Source organism: Pseudomonas sp. NY15437 (assembly GCF_048068435.1).
GTDB classification, from domain to species: domain Bacteria; phylum Pseudomonadota; class Gammaproteobacteria; order Pseudomonadales; family Pseudomonadaceae; genus Pseudomonas; species Pseudomonas nitroreducens_B.
In genome coordinates this window covers 581,106-595,292 of sequence record NZ_JBLUQC010000004.1, presented here as the reverse complement: position 1 = coordinate 595,292, position 14,187 = coordinate 581,106, and the positions used below count along the sequence as shown (strand labels likewise).

General features: G+C 67.4%; 19 protein-coding genes. 13 read left to right on the top strand and 6 right to left on the bottom strand.

Annotated features, from left to right (window positions below; genetic code table 11):
* Positions 1 to 294: 294 nt before the first annotated feature.
* A complete protein-coding gene (yedA, locus tag ACNFIA_RS12920; protein ID WP_416785451.1) occupies positions 295 to 1,182 on the bottom strand; it encodes a drug/metabolite exporter YedA in 888 nt (295 codons plus the stop codon).
* Positions 1,183 to 1,349: 167 nt separating this feature from the next.
* Here yedA and ACNFIA_RS12915 point away from each other — a divergent pair, with 167 nt between their 5' ends.
* Together ACNFIA_RS12915 and ACNFIA_RS12910 are read left to right on the top strand one after the other, a co-directional pair.
* Positions 1,350 to 1,796: an Lrp/AsnC family transcriptional regulator gene (locus ACNFIA_RS12915; protein WP_259757498.1), complete on the top strand. Its 447-nt coding sequence runs from the start codon at positions 1,350 to 1,352 to the stop codon at positions 1,794 to 1,796.
* 251 nt (positions 1,797 to 2,047) lie between these two features.
* Positions 2,048 to 2,209: a hypothetical protein gene (locus ACNFIA_RS12910; protein ID WP_416785298.1), complete on the top strand. Its 162-nt coding sequence runs from the start codon at positions 2,048 to 2,050 to the stop codon at positions 2,207 to 2,209.
* 53 nt (positions 2,210 to 2,262) lie between these two features.
* On the opposite strand, the gene ACNFIA_RS12905 is transcribed toward ACNFIA_RS12910, so the two are convergent.
* On the bottom strand, positions 2,263 to 3,540 hold the full coding sequence (locus ACNFIA_RS12905; RefSeq protein ID WP_259757499.1) for an acetyl-CoA C-acetyltransferase: 1,278 nt from the start codon (positions 3,538 to 3,540) through the stop codon (positions 2,263 to 2,265).
* A 168-nt stretch (positions 3,541 to 3,708) separates the two neighbouring features.
* Here ACNFIA_RS12905 and ACNFIA_RS12900 point away from each other — a divergent pair, with 168 nt between their 5' ends.
* Positions 3,709 to 5,064 (top strand): 3-oxoacyl-ACP reductase, encoded by a 1,356-nt coding sequence (locus ACNFIA_RS12900; RefSeq protein WP_416785296.1) that lies wholly within the window; start codon positions 3,709 to 3,711, stop codon positions 5,062 to 5,064.
* A gap of 366 nt (positions 5,065 to 5,430) precedes the next feature.
* On the opposite strand, the gene ACNFIA_RS12895 is transcribed toward ACNFIA_RS12900, so the two are convergent.
* The 3 genes from ACNFIA_RS12895 to ACNFIA_RS12885 all read right to left on the bottom strand — a co-directional run bounded on the left by ACNFIA_RS12895 (position 5,431) and on the right by ACNFIA_RS12885 (position 7,538).
* Positions 5,431 to 5,832 carry an EF-hand domain-containing protein gene (locus tag ACNFIA_RS12895; RefSeq protein ID WP_259757502.1) on the bottom strand — a complete coding sequence of 134 codons (402 nt, stop codon included), beginning with the start codon at positions 5,830 to 5,832 and terminating at the stop codon, positions 5,431 to 5,433.
* Between the two features lie 104 nt (positions 5,833 to 5,936).
* Positions 5,937 to 6,353 (bottom strand): STM0539 family protein, encoded by a 417-nt coding sequence (locus ACNFIA_RS12890; protein WP_416785294.1) that lies wholly within the window; start codon positions 6,351 to 6,353, stop codon positions 5,937 to 5,939.
* Positions 6,354 to 6,530: 177 nt separating this feature from the next.
* Entirely contained in the window at positions 6,531 to 7,538 is a 1,008-nt protein-coding gene (locus ACNFIA_RS12885) for an AraC family transcriptional regulator (protein WP_416785292.1), read from the bottom strand.
* Between the two features lie 204 nt (positions 7,539 to 7,742).
* Between ACNFIA_RS12885 and ACNFIA_RS12880 the strand changes: the two genes are divergently transcribed.
* The 9 genes from ACNFIA_RS12880 to ACNFIA_RS12840 all read left to right on the top strand — a co-directional run bounded on the left by ACNFIA_RS12880 (position 7,743) and on the right by ACNFIA_RS12840 (position 13,056).
* Positions 7,743 to 8,600 carry a MaoC family dehydratase gene (locus ACNFIA_RS12880; RefSeq protein ID WP_416785289.1) on the top strand — a complete coding sequence of 286 codons (858 nt, stop codon included), beginning with the start codon at positions 7,743 to 7,745 and terminating at the stop codon, positions 8,598 to 8,600.
* A 46-nt stretch (positions 8,601 to 8,646) separates the two neighbouring features.
* Positions 8,647 to 8,964, top strand: coding sequence for a nucleotide pyrophosphohydrolase (locus tag ACNFIA_RS12875; protein WP_416785288.1), 318 nt, complete (start codon positions 8,647 to 8,649; stop codon positions 8,962 to 8,964).
* The gene (locus tag ACNFIA_RS12870) at positions 8,961 to 9,731 is read left to right on the top strand and encodes a methyltransferase domain-containing protein (protein WP_416785286.1); all 771 of its coding nucleotides are present in this window, start codon (positions 8,961 to 8,963) and stop codon (positions 9,729 to 9,731) included. The genes ACNFIA_RS12875 and ACNFIA_RS12870 overlap by 4 nt, the downstream gene beginning before the upstream one ends.
* Positions 9,732 to 9,784: 53 nt before the next feature.
* Positions 9,785 to 10,366, top strand: coding sequence for a DUF4136 domain-containing protein (locus ACNFIA_RS12865; RefSeq protein WP_416785283.1), 582 nt, complete (start codon positions 9,785 to 9,787; stop codon positions 10,364 to 10,366).
* 122 nt (positions 10,367 to 10,488) lie between these two features.
* Positions 10,489 to 11,049: a DUF4136 domain-containing protein gene (locus tag ACNFIA_RS12860; protein ID WP_259757509.1), complete on the top strand. Its 561-nt coding sequence runs from the start codon at positions 10,489 to 10,491 to the stop codon at positions 11,047 to 11,049.
* Between the two features lie 28 nt (positions 11,050 to 11,077).
* A complete protein-coding gene (locus ACNFIA_RS12855) occupies positions 11,078 to 11,572 on the top strand; it encodes a GNAT family N-acetyltransferase (protein ID WP_416785279.1) in 495 nt (164 codons plus the stop codon).
* Positions 11,559 to 11,933 carry a DsrE family protein gene (locus ACNFIA_RS12850; protein WP_259757511.1) on the top strand — a complete coding sequence of 125 codons (375 nt, stop codon included), beginning with the start codon at positions 11,559 to 11,561 and terminating at the stop codon, positions 11,931 to 11,933. Before ACNFIA_RS12855 ends, ACNFIA_RS12850 begins: the two co-directional genes overlap by 14 nt.
* Entirely contained in the window at positions 11,909 to 12,391 is a 483-nt protein-coding gene (locus ACNFIA_RS12845) for a glycine cleavage system protein H (protein ID WP_416785448.1), read from the top strand. Before ACNFIA_RS12850 ends, ACNFIA_RS12845 begins: the two co-directional genes overlap by 25 nt.
* On the top strand, positions 12,388 to 13,056 hold the full coding sequence (locus ACNFIA_RS12840; protein WP_416785276.1) for a M15 family metallopeptidase: 669 nt from the start codon (positions 12,388 to 12,390) through the stop codon (positions 13,054 to 13,056). The genes ACNFIA_RS12845 and ACNFIA_RS12840 overlap by 4 nt, the downstream gene beginning before the upstream one ends.
* Before the next feature lie 29 nt (positions 13,057 to 13,085).
* On the opposite strand, the gene ACNFIA_RS12835 is transcribed toward ACNFIA_RS12840, so the two are convergent.
* A complete protein-coding gene (locus tag ACNFIA_RS12835) occupies positions 13,086 to 13,520 on the bottom strand; it encodes a hypothetical protein (RefSeq protein WP_416785274.1) in 435 nt (144 codons plus the stop codon).
* A gap of 176 nt (positions 13,521 to 13,696) precedes the next feature.
* Between ACNFIA_RS12835 and ACNFIA_RS12830 the strand changes: the two genes are divergently transcribed.
* Positions 13,697 to 14,137, top strand: a complete 441-nt coding sequence (locus ACNFIA_RS12830) for an anti-virulence regulator CigR family protein (RefSeq protein ID WP_416785271.1) — start codon at positions 13,697 to 13,699, stop codon at positions 14,135 to 14,137.
* The last annotated feature ends 50 nt before the right edge of the window (positions 14,138 to 14,187 follow it).

Below are 14,187 nucleotides of genomic sequence, written 5' to 3'. Positions count from 1 at the left end.
CGGCTCGAAGGGTGGATCAGTGGCCTGGGCGTATGGCGCGCGGGTGTACTGAAGGGAAAGAAGAACGGCCTCCGAATGGAGGCCGTTTCATACCCTAGCGAATCGCGCGAGGGGCGCGAAATAACCTTTCGGGCTAAGAACCTATTTACGATGTCGCGAGCTAGGGCAGAACAAGGCAAAAACGGGCGAGGATGCGGAGTTTACGAGCCGTAAATGAGCAATCCGAGCCTGTTTTTAACGCAGTTATGCCGACGCGCAGCAGATCGTAAATAGGCTCTTAGCTCATGCCGCGAGTTAGACAGCTTCCTTGCGCTGCCACTGCGGCAGACCGATCAGCACCACGGCGCTGATGATCACCGCCATCGCGAGGGATTCCGCCAGGCCGATGTGCTCGCCGGCGAACACCACGCCGAGCATTACCGCCACCGCCGGGTTGACGTAGGCATAGCTGGTGGCCGCCGCCGGGCGCACGTTGGCCAGCAGGTACATGTAGGCACTGAAGGCGATGATCGAGCCGAACACCACCAGGTAGGCCAGCGCGCCCCAGCCGGCGGCCGTGGGCATCTGCTCCAGGCGCTCGCCGCTGAGCAGGCTGCCCAGCAGCAGGACGCCGCCGCCCACCAGCATTTCCACCGCGCTGGCCATGGCGCCGCCGGGCAGGTCCAGGCGCCGGCTCCACACCGAACCGAAGGCCCAGGTGGCCGCGGCGAAGAGAATCAGCGCCGCGCCCGCCGGGCTGCCCTGCAGGTTCGAGCCGAGGTTGAGCAGCACGATACCGAACAGGCCCAGGGCGATGCCGGCCCACTCCAGCGCATTGGTGCGGTTGCCGAAGAAGCGCCCGAACACCAGGGTGAACAGCGGCACCGTCGCCACCGCCAGTGCCGCCACGCCCGACGCCACGCCCCAGTGCTCGGCCACCGTGACCCCACCGTTGCCGCAGCTGAGCAGGAGGATGCCGATGGCGCCCGCCGACAGGCATTGCCGGAACGTCGGCAGCGGCGCCCCGCGCCAGAGCATCCAGCCGAACAGGATTGCCCCGGCGATGATGAAGCGGCAGCCGGCCATCAGCATCGGCGGCCAGGATTCGACGCCGATGCGGATCACCAGGTAGGTCGAGCCCCAGATGAAGTAGAGGGCGAAGAAGGCGGCGATCAGGGTCAGTGAAATGCGGGCTCTGGGCATGGGCAGGGTAGTCATGGGAGGGGCTCGACAAGGCAGTCAGAGCGCTTCATTTTATGTAGGTCAATCGCCCCGGATAAGGCACAGACAACGCCAATACGGGCATAACACTTTTCATTCGACGGATTTTCAGCCGCCTTTCCGTTGAATCAGAAAACCGGAGATGGACCATGGACAAATACGACCGCGCCCTGCTCGCCGCCCTGCTGGAAGACGGCCGCCTGTCCTTCGCCGAACTGGCCCGGCGCATCAACCTGTCGCCACCAGCGGTCGCCGACCGCGTGGCGCGCCTGGAGGCCGACGGGGTGATCACCGGCTACCACGCCAGCGTAGACCTGTCGAAGCTGGGCCGCTCCATCCAGTGCCTGATCGAGTTGCGCCTGAACGACCACCGCAGCAAGACGATGCTCGACCCTCTGCTGGAGATCCCGCAGATCATCGACTGCTACCGCATCACCGGCGAAGCATGCGTGATGCTCAAGGTGGCGGTGAGCTGCACCCAGGAACTGGAAGAGCTGATCGACCGCCTCGCCCAGTTCGGCACCAGCAAGACCTCGCTGGTGCTCTCCACACCCTTTGCTCAGCGGGTACATCCGGGAATGTTGCAGGGTGGCTGAACTGCCCTTCTAGAAGAAAATTGCGCACGGCGCTTTCGTAGGGGACGGACTTTGTCCGCGATCGCGGGCATGGCCCGCTCCTACAAGGAGCTCGGCGTCAGCCGGTTGTCGTAGGAGCGAGCTTGCTCGCGAACATCGGCCGGTGCCGAAGCCAATTCGGTAGCGCGCCTAACACGCCAGCGTTATCCCCGCGCCCTAAAAGAAAATGCCACCCAGGCTTGAACCACCGATTCCCCCTGTAGGAGCGGGCCATGCCCGCGATCGCGCGCATGGCGCGCTCCTACAAGGGGCTCGGCGTTCGCTGGTATTCGCGAAAACTGGGCGGCACGGACGTCGGGCCCGTTCGCGAGCAAGCTCGCTCCTACAGGTTCGCGGACAAAAAAAGGCGGCGCCGCTCGCGCGGTGCCGCCTGAAGTCACGGAGTTGCTTACATCGGGGAGGAAAGAATCCGTCCCGCTGTATTGGATTACCGTTCGACGATCGCGGTCACACCCTGGCCGCCTGCGGCACAAATCGAGATCAGCCCGCGCCCCTTGCCGGCGCCGTCCAGCAGCTTGGCCAGGTTGGCGACGATGCGCCCGCCGGTGGCGGCGAACGGGTGGCCGGCGGCCAGGGAGCTGCCCTTCACGTTGAGCTTGCTGCGGTCGATGGAGCCCAGCGGCGCGTCGAGGCCCAGGCGGGTCTTGCAGTAGTCCGCGTCTTCCCAGGCCTTGAGGGTGCACAGCACCTGGGCGGCGAAGGCTTCGTGGATTTCGTAGAAGTCGAAGTCCTGCAGGGTCAGGCCGTTTCGCGCCAGCAGGCGCGGCACCGCGTAGACCGGTGCCATCAGCAGGCCCTCGTGGCCGCCGACGAAGTCCACCGCCGCCGCCTCGCCGTCCTTGAAGTAGGCCAGGATCGGCAAGCCGCGCGCCTTCGCCCATTCCTCACTGGCCAGCAGCACCACCGAGGCGCCGTCGGTCAGCGGGGTGGAGTTGGCCGCCGTCAGGGTGCCGCGCGGGCCGCGTTCGAACACCGGTTTGAGGGTGCCGATCTTCTCCAGGTTGATGTCCGGGCGCAGGTTCTGGTCGCGCACCAGGCCGCGGAACGGCGTCATCAGGTCGTTCTGCCAGCCTTCGTCATAAGCGGCGGCCAGCTTGTGGTGGCTTTCGAAGGCCAGCTTGTCCTGCTCGTCGCGCGGGATGGCCCAGGTCTGCGCCATCAGCTCGCAGTGCTCGCCCATGGACAACCCGGTGCGCGGCTCGCCGTTCTTCGGGATGTGCGGCATCAGGTGGCGCGGGCGGATCTTCAGCAGGCTCTTGATCTTCTCGCCGTTGGACTTGCCGCGGTTGGCCTCCAGGAGAATCTTGCGCAAGCCTTCGTTGACGCCGATGGGGGCGTCGGAGGTGGTGTCCACGCCGCCGGCGATGCCGCAGTCGATCTGCCCGAGGGCGATCTTGTTGGCCACCAGGATCGCCGCCTCAAGGCCCGTGCCGCACGCCTGCTGGATGTCGTAGGCCGGGGTTTCCGGCGCCAGCCGGGTGCCCAGCACGCACTCGCGGGTCAGGTTGAAATCGCGCGAATGCTTGAGCACCGCGCCGGCGACCACCTCGCCCAGGCGCTCGCCGTGCAGCTTGTAGCGCTCGATCAGGCCATCCAGCGCGCTGGTCAGCATCTCCTGGTTGCTCGCCGTGGCATACACGGTGTTGGAGCGGGCGAAGGGAATTCGGTTGCCGCCAACGATGGCGACCCGGCGCAATTGGGTCATGCAGAGCTCCTACAAGGGTGAGCGTTGAAGTGCGGTCAAGGCTAACCTTAGCCGCTTGTGTCGCATTGGCCGCCCCGCCGTTGCGCAGGTCAGCGCGGTCAATTGCGCCGAACCCGCCGCTGCGTAGAGTGGTCAGCACTTTAGAGAACCCGTGCAGGAGCCCGTTCCATGACCGATCGCTACATTGCCTTCGCCAACTCCAATGTCGGCCGCCGCCTGGTCGGAGCCCTCGGCCTGCCTGCGCCGGTCCGCCTGGAGCGCTGGAGCGCCGGGCGCACGCGGCCGGTGGACGGGGCGCTGCTGCTGGGCGGGGAGGGCAACCTGAACGAGGCGGTACTGCCCTTCGCCGAGCGCCTGACCGATGCGGTGTTTTCCTTCAGCGAAGGCCAGTACGGCCTGCCACGCTGGACGGCCGAACACGGCCCCCGGCTCAAGGCCATCGTCTTCGACGCCAGCGGCCTCAACCGTTTCGAACAGACCCTCGAGCTGCGCACTTTCTTCCAGGGCGTTCTCAAGGGCCTGGATAAATGCCCCCATGTGGTGATCCTCGGCCGGGCCCCGGATTCACTCAAAGACCCCATCGCCGCCAGCGTGCAGCGCAGCCTGGAAGGCTTCAGCCGCTCACTGGGCAAGGAAGTCCGCCGGGGCGGCAACGTGCAGCTGGTCTATGTCGGCAAGGGCGCCGAGGACCAGCTCGAAGGCGCGCTGCGCTTCTTCCTCTCGCCCAAGAGTGCCTACGTCTCCGGGCAGGTGGTGCGCCTCGCCGCCTACGACAAGCAGGTGCAGGACTGGAGCCGCCCTCTGGTGGGCAAGCGCGCACTGGTGACCGGCGCCGCCCGCGGCATCGGCGCGGCGATTGCCGAGACCCTCGCCCGTGACGGCGCCGAGGTGGTGCTGCTGGACGTGCCGCCGGCCAAGGAATCCCTCGACGCCCTCGCCGCGCGCCTGGGCGGTCGTGGCGTGGCGCTGGACATCTGCGCCGCCGATGCCGGCGCGCAGTTGGTGGCGGCATTGCCCGACGGCGTGGACATCGTGGTGCACAACGCCGGCATCACCCGCGACAAGACCGTCGCGAAGATGAGCGAGGCGTTCTGGAACTCGGTGATCGATGTGAACCTGAAGGCCCCGCAGGTGCTGACCCAGGCGCTGCTGGACGCGAACAAGCTGCACGATGACGGTCGCGTGGTGCTGCTCGCCTCCATCAGCGGCATCGCCGGCAATATGGGCCAGACCAACTACGCGGTGAGCAAGGCCGGCCTGATCGGCCTGGCGCAGGCCTGGGCGCCGGCGCTGGGCAAGAAGGGCATCAGCATCAACGCGGTGGCGCCGGGCTTCATCGAAACCCAGATGACCGCCGCCATCCCGCTGACCATCCGCGAGGCCGGCCGACGCATGAACTCCATGGGCCAGGGCGGCCTGCCGCAGGACGTCGCCGAAGCCGTGGCCTGGTTCGCCCAGCCGGGTTCGGGCGCGGTGAGCGGGCAAGTGCTGCGGGTGTGCGGGCAGAGCCTGCTGGGCGCATGAGTCGCTGACCGCGCTGCGCGGCGCGCCGCCATGAAGTGCCGCGCCAGGCCGGCCCTCTCCCCAACCCTGGCGGCGCGCCCCACTCCGAAGGGAGAGGGGGACATGATGCAGGTTGAAACCACAGCGTAAGCCGGCACAGATAGCTCCCTCTCCCTTCAGGGAGAGTGCGGGGGGAGAGGGGAACCAGGCACGGCCATCCAACAGCAGGCCGCTGCTCCTACAAGGTCAGGAGCCCCAACATTCCAACTCTATCGCGCAGTCGGGAGAGGGCGTCGCCGTGCACCGGCGGAAGCCTGCCAGCACGAGCCCCCCTTGGCAGCAATGCGCGGAAAACACCAAGGCACCGGCGCTCGAAACTTCCCTGGATCACCCCCGCGCCGCCACCAGCGCCTGGAACTCTTCCTCGCTCAGGCGCTGGTCGCCATCGCGATCCCCGCGCACGATCAGCGCCGGCTGCTGGCTCATGAACTCCACCAGGTTGATCGCACCGTCGCCATCCGCGTCCGGCCAGGCGATGGCGTTGGGCGAGACGTTCACGCTGGGGTTCGGCGGGGTCACTTCCTCGCGGCTGAGCAGCCCATCCTGGTTGCGATCCAGGCGGTGGAACATGCGGTCGCGCATGGCCGCCATGTCACTGGCCTCGATGTAGCCGTCGCCATTGCGGTCCAGGCGGGAAAACGCGCTTTCGCTCATCTCCCCCGCCACGGCGCAGCGGGCGCCCAGGGTCAGCGCGGCGAGCAGCAGGGCTTGGCAGAGTCGGCTTTGCATCGGTGATTCCTTGCAGTGGGAAGACCGCGAAAGCCTATCCACAGACGCGCTCGAAAGGGTTCGATCGAGGCCGGCAGGCCACCAGCCCAGCAGCCGACGGGCCCTCAGCGGGCCGGGAAGGGTTTATGGGCCGACACGCCGGTTTCGCCGGGCAGGGAGACGTAGGTCACGCGCTTTCCGTTCTTGAACAGCAGCGCGCCATTACCGTGCCGGGTCTTCTCGATGCTGATCCTGTCGCCGGGTCGTATCCTGGCCTTTGTCGCCGCCTTCACCGGCACCTGCAGTGTGATGGGCTGCCCGGCATTGTTCGTTGCGGTGATCTGGGTGGCCAGCGGTGCAGTGATCCTTCTTACGGACGCGACCACGGCGCTCACCGGCAATGACACCGGCGTCAGCAAGCTGCCCACCACCCGTTCCGCGCGCTCGGCGCTTAGCGCCGGGGCCGGCTGATACGCGCTCGCCAGCGGTTGCGCCCAAGCCAGGCAAGGCAGGCAGAAAGCAGCGATCAGCAGGGATAACATCGGTGTACGCACAACAATTCTCTGACTGGAATACAGGCGCCGTATTTCAATCAGGGCATTGCCACGCCTCAACCGAGGCCACAGCCAAAACCGCACCACGCCCCGTGAGTGTGGTGCAATTCATACATTGAACGATGAGTTGTCGCAGCGTGTGTCAGGCCGCTGCGCCAGCGGCGCTCACTCCGCCGGCGGCTGCGGGCGACCGCGCCGGCGGAATTCCACCGGGGTCTCGCCGACCCAGCGCTTGAACGCACGGTAGAAGGTGCTCGGCTCGGAGAAGCCGGTGCGTTCGACGATGACCTCGATGCGCTCGTCGGTCTTGAGCAGCAACTCCTTGGCCAGGCGGCAGCGGTAGTCGGTGACCAGGTCGTTGAAGCGCACGCCGGCCATGGCCAGGCGTTCGCGCAGGCGGCGCGCCGGCATGTCGAGACGGGCGGCGACCTGTTCCAGCGTCGCACCGCCATCCACCAGCAACTCGCCGATCAGCTCGCGCACCTTGCGCACCAGGTCCAGGCGCTCCACTTCCGCCAGTTGCCGGCGCGCCAGGGACTCGTGCATGCGCAGCAGTTCAGGGGCGGCGTGGCGCGAGGGCTTGTCCAGCACCCGGGCATCGAACACCAGGGCATAGCGCTCGGCGCCCAGCACCGCGGGGCAGCCATAGACTTCGCGGTAACGCTCGGCGGGCGCGCCCTCCTCGTGCATCAGCTGCACTTCGTGGGGCTTGAAGTCGCCTTCGGTGAGCGCGTGGAACAGGCGGACCACCGCGCCGGCCAGCATCTCGGGGAAGTGTCGATTGGTCCCGGCGGTGTGGCCGAGCAGCAGCACGGCCTTCTCGCCCTCCACTTCCAGGCGGGCGTTGAGGGTGTCGGAGAGCAGGCGCACGTAGCGCAGGGCGTGGCGCAGGCCTTCGCCGAAGGTGGCGCTGGAGAGGAACAGGTATTCCAGCAGCAGGCCGTGGAAGGCCGGCAGGTGACCGGCCAGGTAGAGGCCGACGTGCTCTTCGCCGCACTCGTCGGCGGCAGCCTTCCAGAACAGGTTCTGTGAGCTGTGGGGGAATCGTCCGGCAGGCAGGCTGCCAGGCGGCAGGCCGACGCGAGCCAGCACGCGGTCGGGGTCGTTGCCGCTGGCGCGCAGGGCGTCGATCACCGGGCGCATCAGCGCCACATCGTCGGTCAGATCACGCATGGTGTTTTTTCTAGTTATCCATGAGGCGGGCCCATCTTAGGCAGCTTTTCTATCGCCCCTCAAGAGAATCAGGAAGCAGGTTGAGGGAAATATCCGAGCAATCTGGCAGTCACATTGACTTGCCTGCCGCGCGCCGCGTAGCCACGGCCAATGCCCGCGCCCCAGCACTGGCTAAGCTGATTGAATACTGCAAGGAGATACCCGATGCCCCGCGATTGGCTTGACCTGTCCGCCCCACCCGCCCTCACCGGCCTGTTCGCCCGCGCCGCCGTGCGCCGCGGCGTGCGCGGCCGCAGCCTGCCGACGCGCGGGCTGCGCTGCCCGGTCACCGTCGATCCGAAGCACCTGGAGCGTTACCGCAAGGTCTGCGGTTTCGCCGACAACCACCTGCTGCCGCCCACCTATCCGCACATCCTCGCCTTCGGCCTGCAGATGGGCCTGCTCACCGATGCGCGCTTCCCCTTCCCGCTGCTGGGCCTGGTGCACCTGGAAAACCGTATCAGCGTGTTGCGCCCGCTCGGCGGCCTGGGGCCGTTCAACGTCAGCGTGCGGGTGGACGACCTGCAACCCCACGAGAAGGGCGTGACCTTCAGCATCATCACCCAGCTGCACGACCAGCTCGGGCTGCTCTGGGAGGGCGACAGCCGCATCCTGTTCCGTGGCCTGCGCCTGGACGGCACGCCGCCGGCCCGCGAAGACGTGGCCGAACTGCCGCTGGAGCAGATCGACGCCTGGAGCTGCCCGGCGGACATCGGCCGGCGCTACGCCCGCGTGGCTGGCGACTACAACCCGATCCACCTGTCCGCCGCCAGCGCCAGGTTGTTCGGCTTCCCCCGCGCCATCGCCCATGGCCTGTGGAACAAGGCGCGCAGCCTGGCCGCGCTGGGCGAGCGCCTGCCGATGGCCGGCTATCGGGTCGAGGTGCGCTTCCAGAAACCGGTGCTGCTGCCCGCCCAGGTCAACCTGCTGGCCAGCGAGCCGGCGCCCTCCGGGCAGTTCAGCCTGCGCGGCAAGGACGGCTTGCCGCACATGGCCGGCAGCTGGAGCGCGCTGGACGTTTGATGCGCCAGGCTTGAAGCTATGGGGCTCACGTTGGAGCCCCATCTGCATGAACCTCGAAGCCATCACCGCGCGCCTGCACGCCATCCGCGACCACAACGACTGGAGTCGCTTCCACAGCCCGAAGAACCTGGCCATGGCCGCCAGCGTGGAAATGGCCGAGCTGGTGGAAATCTTCCAGTGGCTGCGCGAGGACGAATCGCGCCAGCTGCCGCCGGAAACGCTCGACCACGCCGGGCAGGAAGTCGGCGACATCGTCCTCTACCTGCTGCTGATGTGCGCGGAGCTGGGCATCGACATGAACCAGGCGGTGCTCGCCAAGCTCGCCGACAGCGAGCGGCGATTCATCGAGGGAGGCGCCAAGTGAGCGAATCCCCCAAGACCGGCGACCGCCATTTCGACGAACTGGCGACGCGCTTCGCCGAGAAGATCTACGGCGGCGCCAAGGGCGCCATCCGCCTTGCCGTGCTGCAGGCCGACCTCGCCGAAGCACTGCCCGAGCGCCCGCTGCGCGTGCTGGATATCGGCGCAGGGCTGGGGCACATGTCGCTGTGGCTGGCCGGGCGCGGTCACCACGTCACCCTCGCCGAACCCGCCACGCCCATGCTCGAAGGCGCGCGCCAGCGCTTCGAGGAAGCCGGCCTGCACGCCACCTTCATCGAGGCGCCCTGGCAGGACCTGCTCGGCCAGCTCAACGAACCCTACGACCTGGTGATCTGTCACGCCGTGCTGGAGTGGCTGGCCGAGCCGCTGGCGATCCTGCCCGTGCTGCACCAGCTGACCCGCGCCGATGGCTGGCTGTCGCTGGCCTTCTACAACCGCGACGCGCTGATCTACCGCAACCTGCTCAAGGGCCACTTCCGCAAGCTGCGCAAGAACCGCTTCGCCGGTGAAGGACAAAGCCTGACCCCGCAGGAGCCGCTCGACCCGCGCGTGCTCGAAGCCGCCATGGCCGGCCACTGGCGCATCGAAGCGCGCAGCGGCGTGCGGGTGTTCCACGACTACATGCCAGTGGAGTTCCAGCACAAGGCCGAACCGCTGGACCTGGTGGAGATGGAACTGCAATACCGTCGACATCCTGCCTTCGCCGGGCTCGGCCGCTACCTGCACTGGCTGTGCCGGCCACAGGATTAGGTGCATAGTTGCCACTGCGCACGCCCTTTGAGACTGGCGTGCGGGAGCCCGTCATGCCGCGTTACCTGCTGATCCTGCCGCTATTCGCCGCCCTGGCCGCCTGCCAGAGCCAGAACCCCTACACCGCCACCGCGCTGCCGATGCCGCCCGCCCCCGCCGCGGCGGCCAACCCCGGCCTCGACCCCGGCAGCTACCCCGCCGCGCCGCTGGACTACGGGCGCTACCGCTCGTGGGCGTGGGTGGACGGCACCGGCTTTGGCGGGCCGCTGCAGGACGCGGTCAGTGAAGCCCTCGACCAGCGCGGCCTGCGTCCGGCGCGCGCGAATGCGCCGGCGGACCTGACCGTCAGCGCCCACCTGTCCAGCGAGCAGCGCACCCGGCAGACCACCGACTACTACGGCGGCGGCTATTACGGCGGCTGGGGCGACCCGTGGTACGGCGGCGCGTCCTACCCGGTCACCCGCACCTACGTGGTGACCGTCAGCGTCGTGCGCATCGCCCTCTTCGACGCCCACAGCCAGCAGGAAATCTGGAGCGGCAGCGCCGAGTACGACAACGGCAGCAGCCAGAGCGACCAGGCCCGCGCCCTGCGCGAGGCCGCACGCAAGGCCATGGACGGTTACCCGCCGGGCTGATCGCCGACTGGCCGGAAAAGTTGCCGGGCAGACCGCGCCTGCGACTGCCCGCAGCCCGTCTGCCGCTTGCCTTTGCGCGGACTCTGCGCTTGGATGAAAGCTCTGTCAGGAGTATTCCAACCATGATCCGCCGCTTACTGCTACTCGGCCTGATGCTGGGGCTCGCCGCCTGCGAAACCACCAGCGTCAGCCGTGACTACGATACCTCCCGCGACTTTTCTCGCTACCTGACCTGGAGCTGGGCGCAGCCGGCCTTCGAGTACCGCCCGGACGACCCGCGCATCAAGAGCGATCTCACCGAACAACGCATCAGCGACGCCGTGGCCGACCAGTTCGACCAGCGCGGCCTGCGCCAGGCGCAAGGCGGCAACCCCGGCGACGTGAAGCTGCGCGCCTACCTGATCGTCGACCAGCGCCAGGACCAGGTCACCACCTACAGCGGCGGCTACTGGGGCGGTTACTGGGGTGGCTACTGGGGCCCGCCGCCCATGGCCGAGAGTCGCACCGTGACCTACAAGGTCGCCACCATCCAGGTCGACATGTTCGACGGCAAGGACGGCAAGCTGGTGTGGCGCGGCAGCGGCGAGCAGATCATGCGCAGCAGCCCGCCGACACCCGCCGAGCGCGAAGCGGCGATCCGCGAGACGGTGCAGAAGGTCATCGCGCAGTACCCACCGCATTGACCGGCCCGTTCCTGACTCTGGAGGACCCGTGAGCCAGCCCACTTTGCAGCATCGCCCCGCCCTCGCCGACGACCTCGGCGAGGTGGTGGGCTTCCCCCAGGACGCCGACGAACTCTTCTACTGCTATCCCAAGGCGAGCTGGCCGCTGACGGTCGGCCAGCTCGCCGCCGCCATCGCGGAACGCCGTGGCAGCACCGTGGCGCTGCTGGATGGCCGGCTTGCCGGTTTCGCCAACTTCTACCAATGGCAACCCCACGAATTCTGCGCACTGGGCAACATGATGGTCGCACCCTGGGCGAGGCGGCACGGGGTGGCGCAGTACCTGATCGAGGTCATGGAGAACCTCGCCCGCGACCAGTACAAGGCGCAGGTCATGAAGGTGTCCTGCTTCAACGCCAACGCCGCCGGCCTGCTGCTTTACGCACGCCTGGGCTACCGGCCGCAGGGCATCGTCGAGCGCGCCGACCCGCAGGGCCGGCGCATCGCCCTGATCCAACTGGAGAAAGCCCTTGTCCACGCCTGAGCCCCAGCGCGTACTGATCATCGTCAGCAGCGGCCCGAGCACCCCGGCGCGCTGCGCCGCGCCCTTCTACACCGCCACGCTGCTGGCGTGCATGGATGCGAAGGTCACCCTGTTCCTCAGCGGCGAGGGCACCCGCCTGGCCTTCCAGGACATCGCCGACCACCTCTACGCCGCCGAAGGCGGCGAGCCCATCAGCCACTTCATCCAGCAGGCCAAGGAAGCCGGTGCGCGCCTGCTGATGTGCCGCGCACCGGGCGTGGCCATCGACGAAAGCCGGCTGATCGAGGAGGTCGACGAGATCGCCAGTGGCGGCGAGCTGGCGCGCATGATCCTGGAATACGACCGGGTGCTGACACTGTGAAGCTGCACGGCCTGGAGTTCCCCGACGACCTGCTCTATGCCCCGGACTACAACCTCTGGCTGCGCGAGGAAGCCGGCGGCGCGGTCACCCTCGGGCTCACCGCCTACGGTTGTGCGGTTTACGGGCAGATCTTCGCCTTCACCCCCAAGCGCGATGGCTGGCACATCGACCGTGACCGCAGTTTCGGAGTGGTGGAATTCGCCAAGGCCGCCTCCTCGGCGCGCAGCCCGCTGGATGGCACCGTGCTCGCCAGCAACGATGCCGTGGTGCGCCGCCCCGGCCTGATCAACCAGGACTGCTACGGCGACGGCTGGATGGTCCGCCTGAAGCCCGATGACTGGGCCGCCGCTCGGGGCCGCTTCCTGCAGGGCGAAGCCGCGCTGGAAGCGTTCGCCCGGCGCATGCAACTGGACAACTACGACCCCGACGACGACGGGGTCCAGGCCCTGCGCTCATGAATCGGGCAGGCGCACGGTTCACGCTGCTGCTCTGCCTGCTCGTCAGCCCGGCATTACGCGCCGATCAGCCGGCGCAGGACGGCTTCGTCTATCTCGACCAGGTGCTGAAATCAGCGCGCTATGACGTGCGCTACGCCGGCAGCGACAACTTCGTCGGCGAGCCCATCGACGGCTACCAGAAGGCGCGGATCATCCTCACCCGCCAGGCAGCCACCGCCTTGGCCGCGGTGGAAAAGGACCTCGCCCTCAGCGGTCTGGCGTTGAAAATCTTCGATGGCTATCGCCCGCAGCGCGCGGTGGACGACTTCCGCCGCTGGGCTACCGACCCGCAGGACCTGCGGCAGAAGGCCCGCTATTACCCCGATCTGGACAAGCCCGCGCTGTTCCGCGACGGCTACATCGCCCAGCACTCCGGACATTCGCGCGGCAGTACGGTCGACCTCACGCTGGTCAAGGCACAGTCAGGAGAGGAGTTGGACATGGGCAGCCCGTTCGACTTCTTCGGGCCGATTTCCCATCACGGCACGGCGCTGGTCACGGTGCAGCAGACACGCAACCGCGAAACCCTGCGCCACGGCTTCGAACCGTACAGCGCGGAATGGTGGCACTACACCCTGAAAGCCGAGCCGTTTCCCACGACCTACTTCGACTTCCCGGTGCAGTGAGGGCAGTGGCCGTCCCTGGCCGCGATGGATCAGTTGTCGTGCTTGGTATTCTTGTGGGCCGGCTTGGTGGCGGAAATCGCCGCCGCCTTGGTCTTGCCCTGCGTATCCTTGGAATGCGCCACGGCGGACGTCGCCTGGCCATGGCCGTTGCTGTCGTTTTTCTCGCTGCCGTAGTGGTTGCCGCTCAGGCCGTGGTCGCGAGTGGCCTTGCCGGCGTGCTCGCCGCCATCGTTGCCATTGCTGTTGCTGCCGTGGTTACCGCCCGCGTCGCCCTTGCCGCCACCGTGGCTGCCGCCATTACCACCGCCGTTGCCACCACCATTTCCACCACCATTGCCACCGCCGTGACCGCCACCGTCGCCTTTGGCATAGGCCGAACCGATCGGCGAAAGATCGGCAGGCAGCAAGGCTGTCGTGCCGAGTGCGAACGCACAGGCTACTGCAACAACCAGGGACTTTTTCATCTTGTTATCGCCTCCATGGGCGGGGTTGAGATATCACTATGACTCGCTACAGCCCCCGTGGTTCGCGGCCTGCCGACGAAATACCAGCACGCCGGTGCCAACTTCGCCGCAACCCCGAGCGCGCCATAACGGCTACGCTGACGAAACGGGATTCTCAACATGGAGGCAACACGGCAATGTCCAGATTCACTCCCCTGCTGGCAGCCATCCTCGGCGTCACCCTGCTGGGCAGCAGCCCCTTGCTGCTGGCCGATCCGGGCAAGAACAAAGGGCATGGCAACAGTGGCCAGCACGGCAATCAGGGCAACCAGGGCCAAGGCGGCGGCAACAACTGGCAGGGCGGCGGCCCGCGCATCGACGTCGGCGGCGTACAGGTCATCCTCGACGACAACCGCAACTACTGGAATCCGGGCGCTGCGCTACCGCCCGGCATCCAGAAGAACCTCGCCCGCGGCAAGCCGTTGCCCCCGGGCATCGCCAAGAAACTCGACGGCCGCCTGGTCGGCCGCCTGCCCCACTACGATGGCTACGAATGGCAGCAGGCCGGCACCGACCTGCTGCTGGTGACCATCGCCACCGGGGTCATCTACGAAGTACTGCACAACGTGCTGGATTGACGTTGCCCCCTGTAGGAGCGGGCCATGCCCGCGATCGCGCCCATAGGCCG

Coding starts and splice junctions, on each gene's coding strand:
- yedA (WP_416785451.1), bottom strand. CDS start 1,182: ATGCCCAGAGCCCGCATTTCACTGACCCTGATCGCCGCCTTCTTCGCC.
- ACNFIA_RS12915 (WP_259757498.1), top strand. CDS start 1,350: ATGGACAAATACGACCGCGCCCTGCTCGCCGCCCTGCTGGAAGACGGC.
- ACNFIA_RS12910 (WP_416785298.1), top strand. CDS start 2,048: ATGCCCGCGATCGCGCGCATGGCGCGCTCCTACAAGGGGCTCGGCGTT.
- ACNFIA_RS12905 (WP_259757499.1), bottom strand. CDS start 3,540: ATGACCCAATTGCGCCGGGTCGCCATCGTTGGCGGCAACCGAATTCCC.
- ACNFIA_RS12900 (WP_416785296.1), top strand. CDS start 3,709: ATGACCGATCGCTACATTGCCTTCGCCAACTCCAATGTCGGCCGCCGC.
- ACNFIA_RS12895 (WP_259757502.1), bottom strand. CDS start 5,832: ATGCAAAGCCGACTCTGCCAAGCCCTGCTGCTCGCCGCGCTGACCCTG.
- ACNFIA_RS12890 (WP_416785294.1), bottom strand. CDS start 6,353: ATGTTATCCCTGCTGATCGCTGCTTTCTGCCTGCCTTGCCTGGCTTGG.
- ACNFIA_RS12885 (WP_416785292.1), bottom strand. CDS start 7,538: ATGCGTGATCTGACCGACGATGTGGCGCTGATGCGCCCGGTGATCGAC.
- ACNFIA_RS12880 (WP_416785289.1), top strand. CDS start 7,743: ATGCCCCGCGATTGGCTTGACCTGTCCGCCCCACCCGCCCTCACCGGC.
- ACNFIA_RS12875 (WP_416785288.1), top strand. CDS start 8,647: ATGAACCTCGAAGCCATCACCGCGCGCCTGCACGCCATCCGCGACCAC.
- ACNFIA_RS12865 (WP_416785283.1), top strand. CDS start 9,785: ATGCCGCGTTACCTGCTGATCCTGCCGCTATTCGCCGCCCTGGCCGCC.
- ACNFIA_RS12860 (WP_259757509.1), top strand. CDS start 10,489: ATGATCCGCCGCTTACTGCTACTCGGCCTGATGCTGGGGCTCGCCGCC.
- ACNFIA_RS12840 (WP_416785276.1), top strand. CDS start 12,388: ATGAATCGGGCAGGCGCACGGTTCACGCTGCTGCTCTGCCTGCTCGTC.
- ACNFIA_RS12835 (WP_416785274.1), bottom strand. CDS start 13,520: ATGAAAAAGTCCCTGGTTGTTGCAGTAGCCTGTGCGTTCGCACTCGGC.
- ACNFIA_RS12830 (WP_416785271.1), top strand. CDS start 13,697: ATGTCCAGATTCACTCCCCTGCTGGCAGCCATCCTCGGCGTCACCCTG.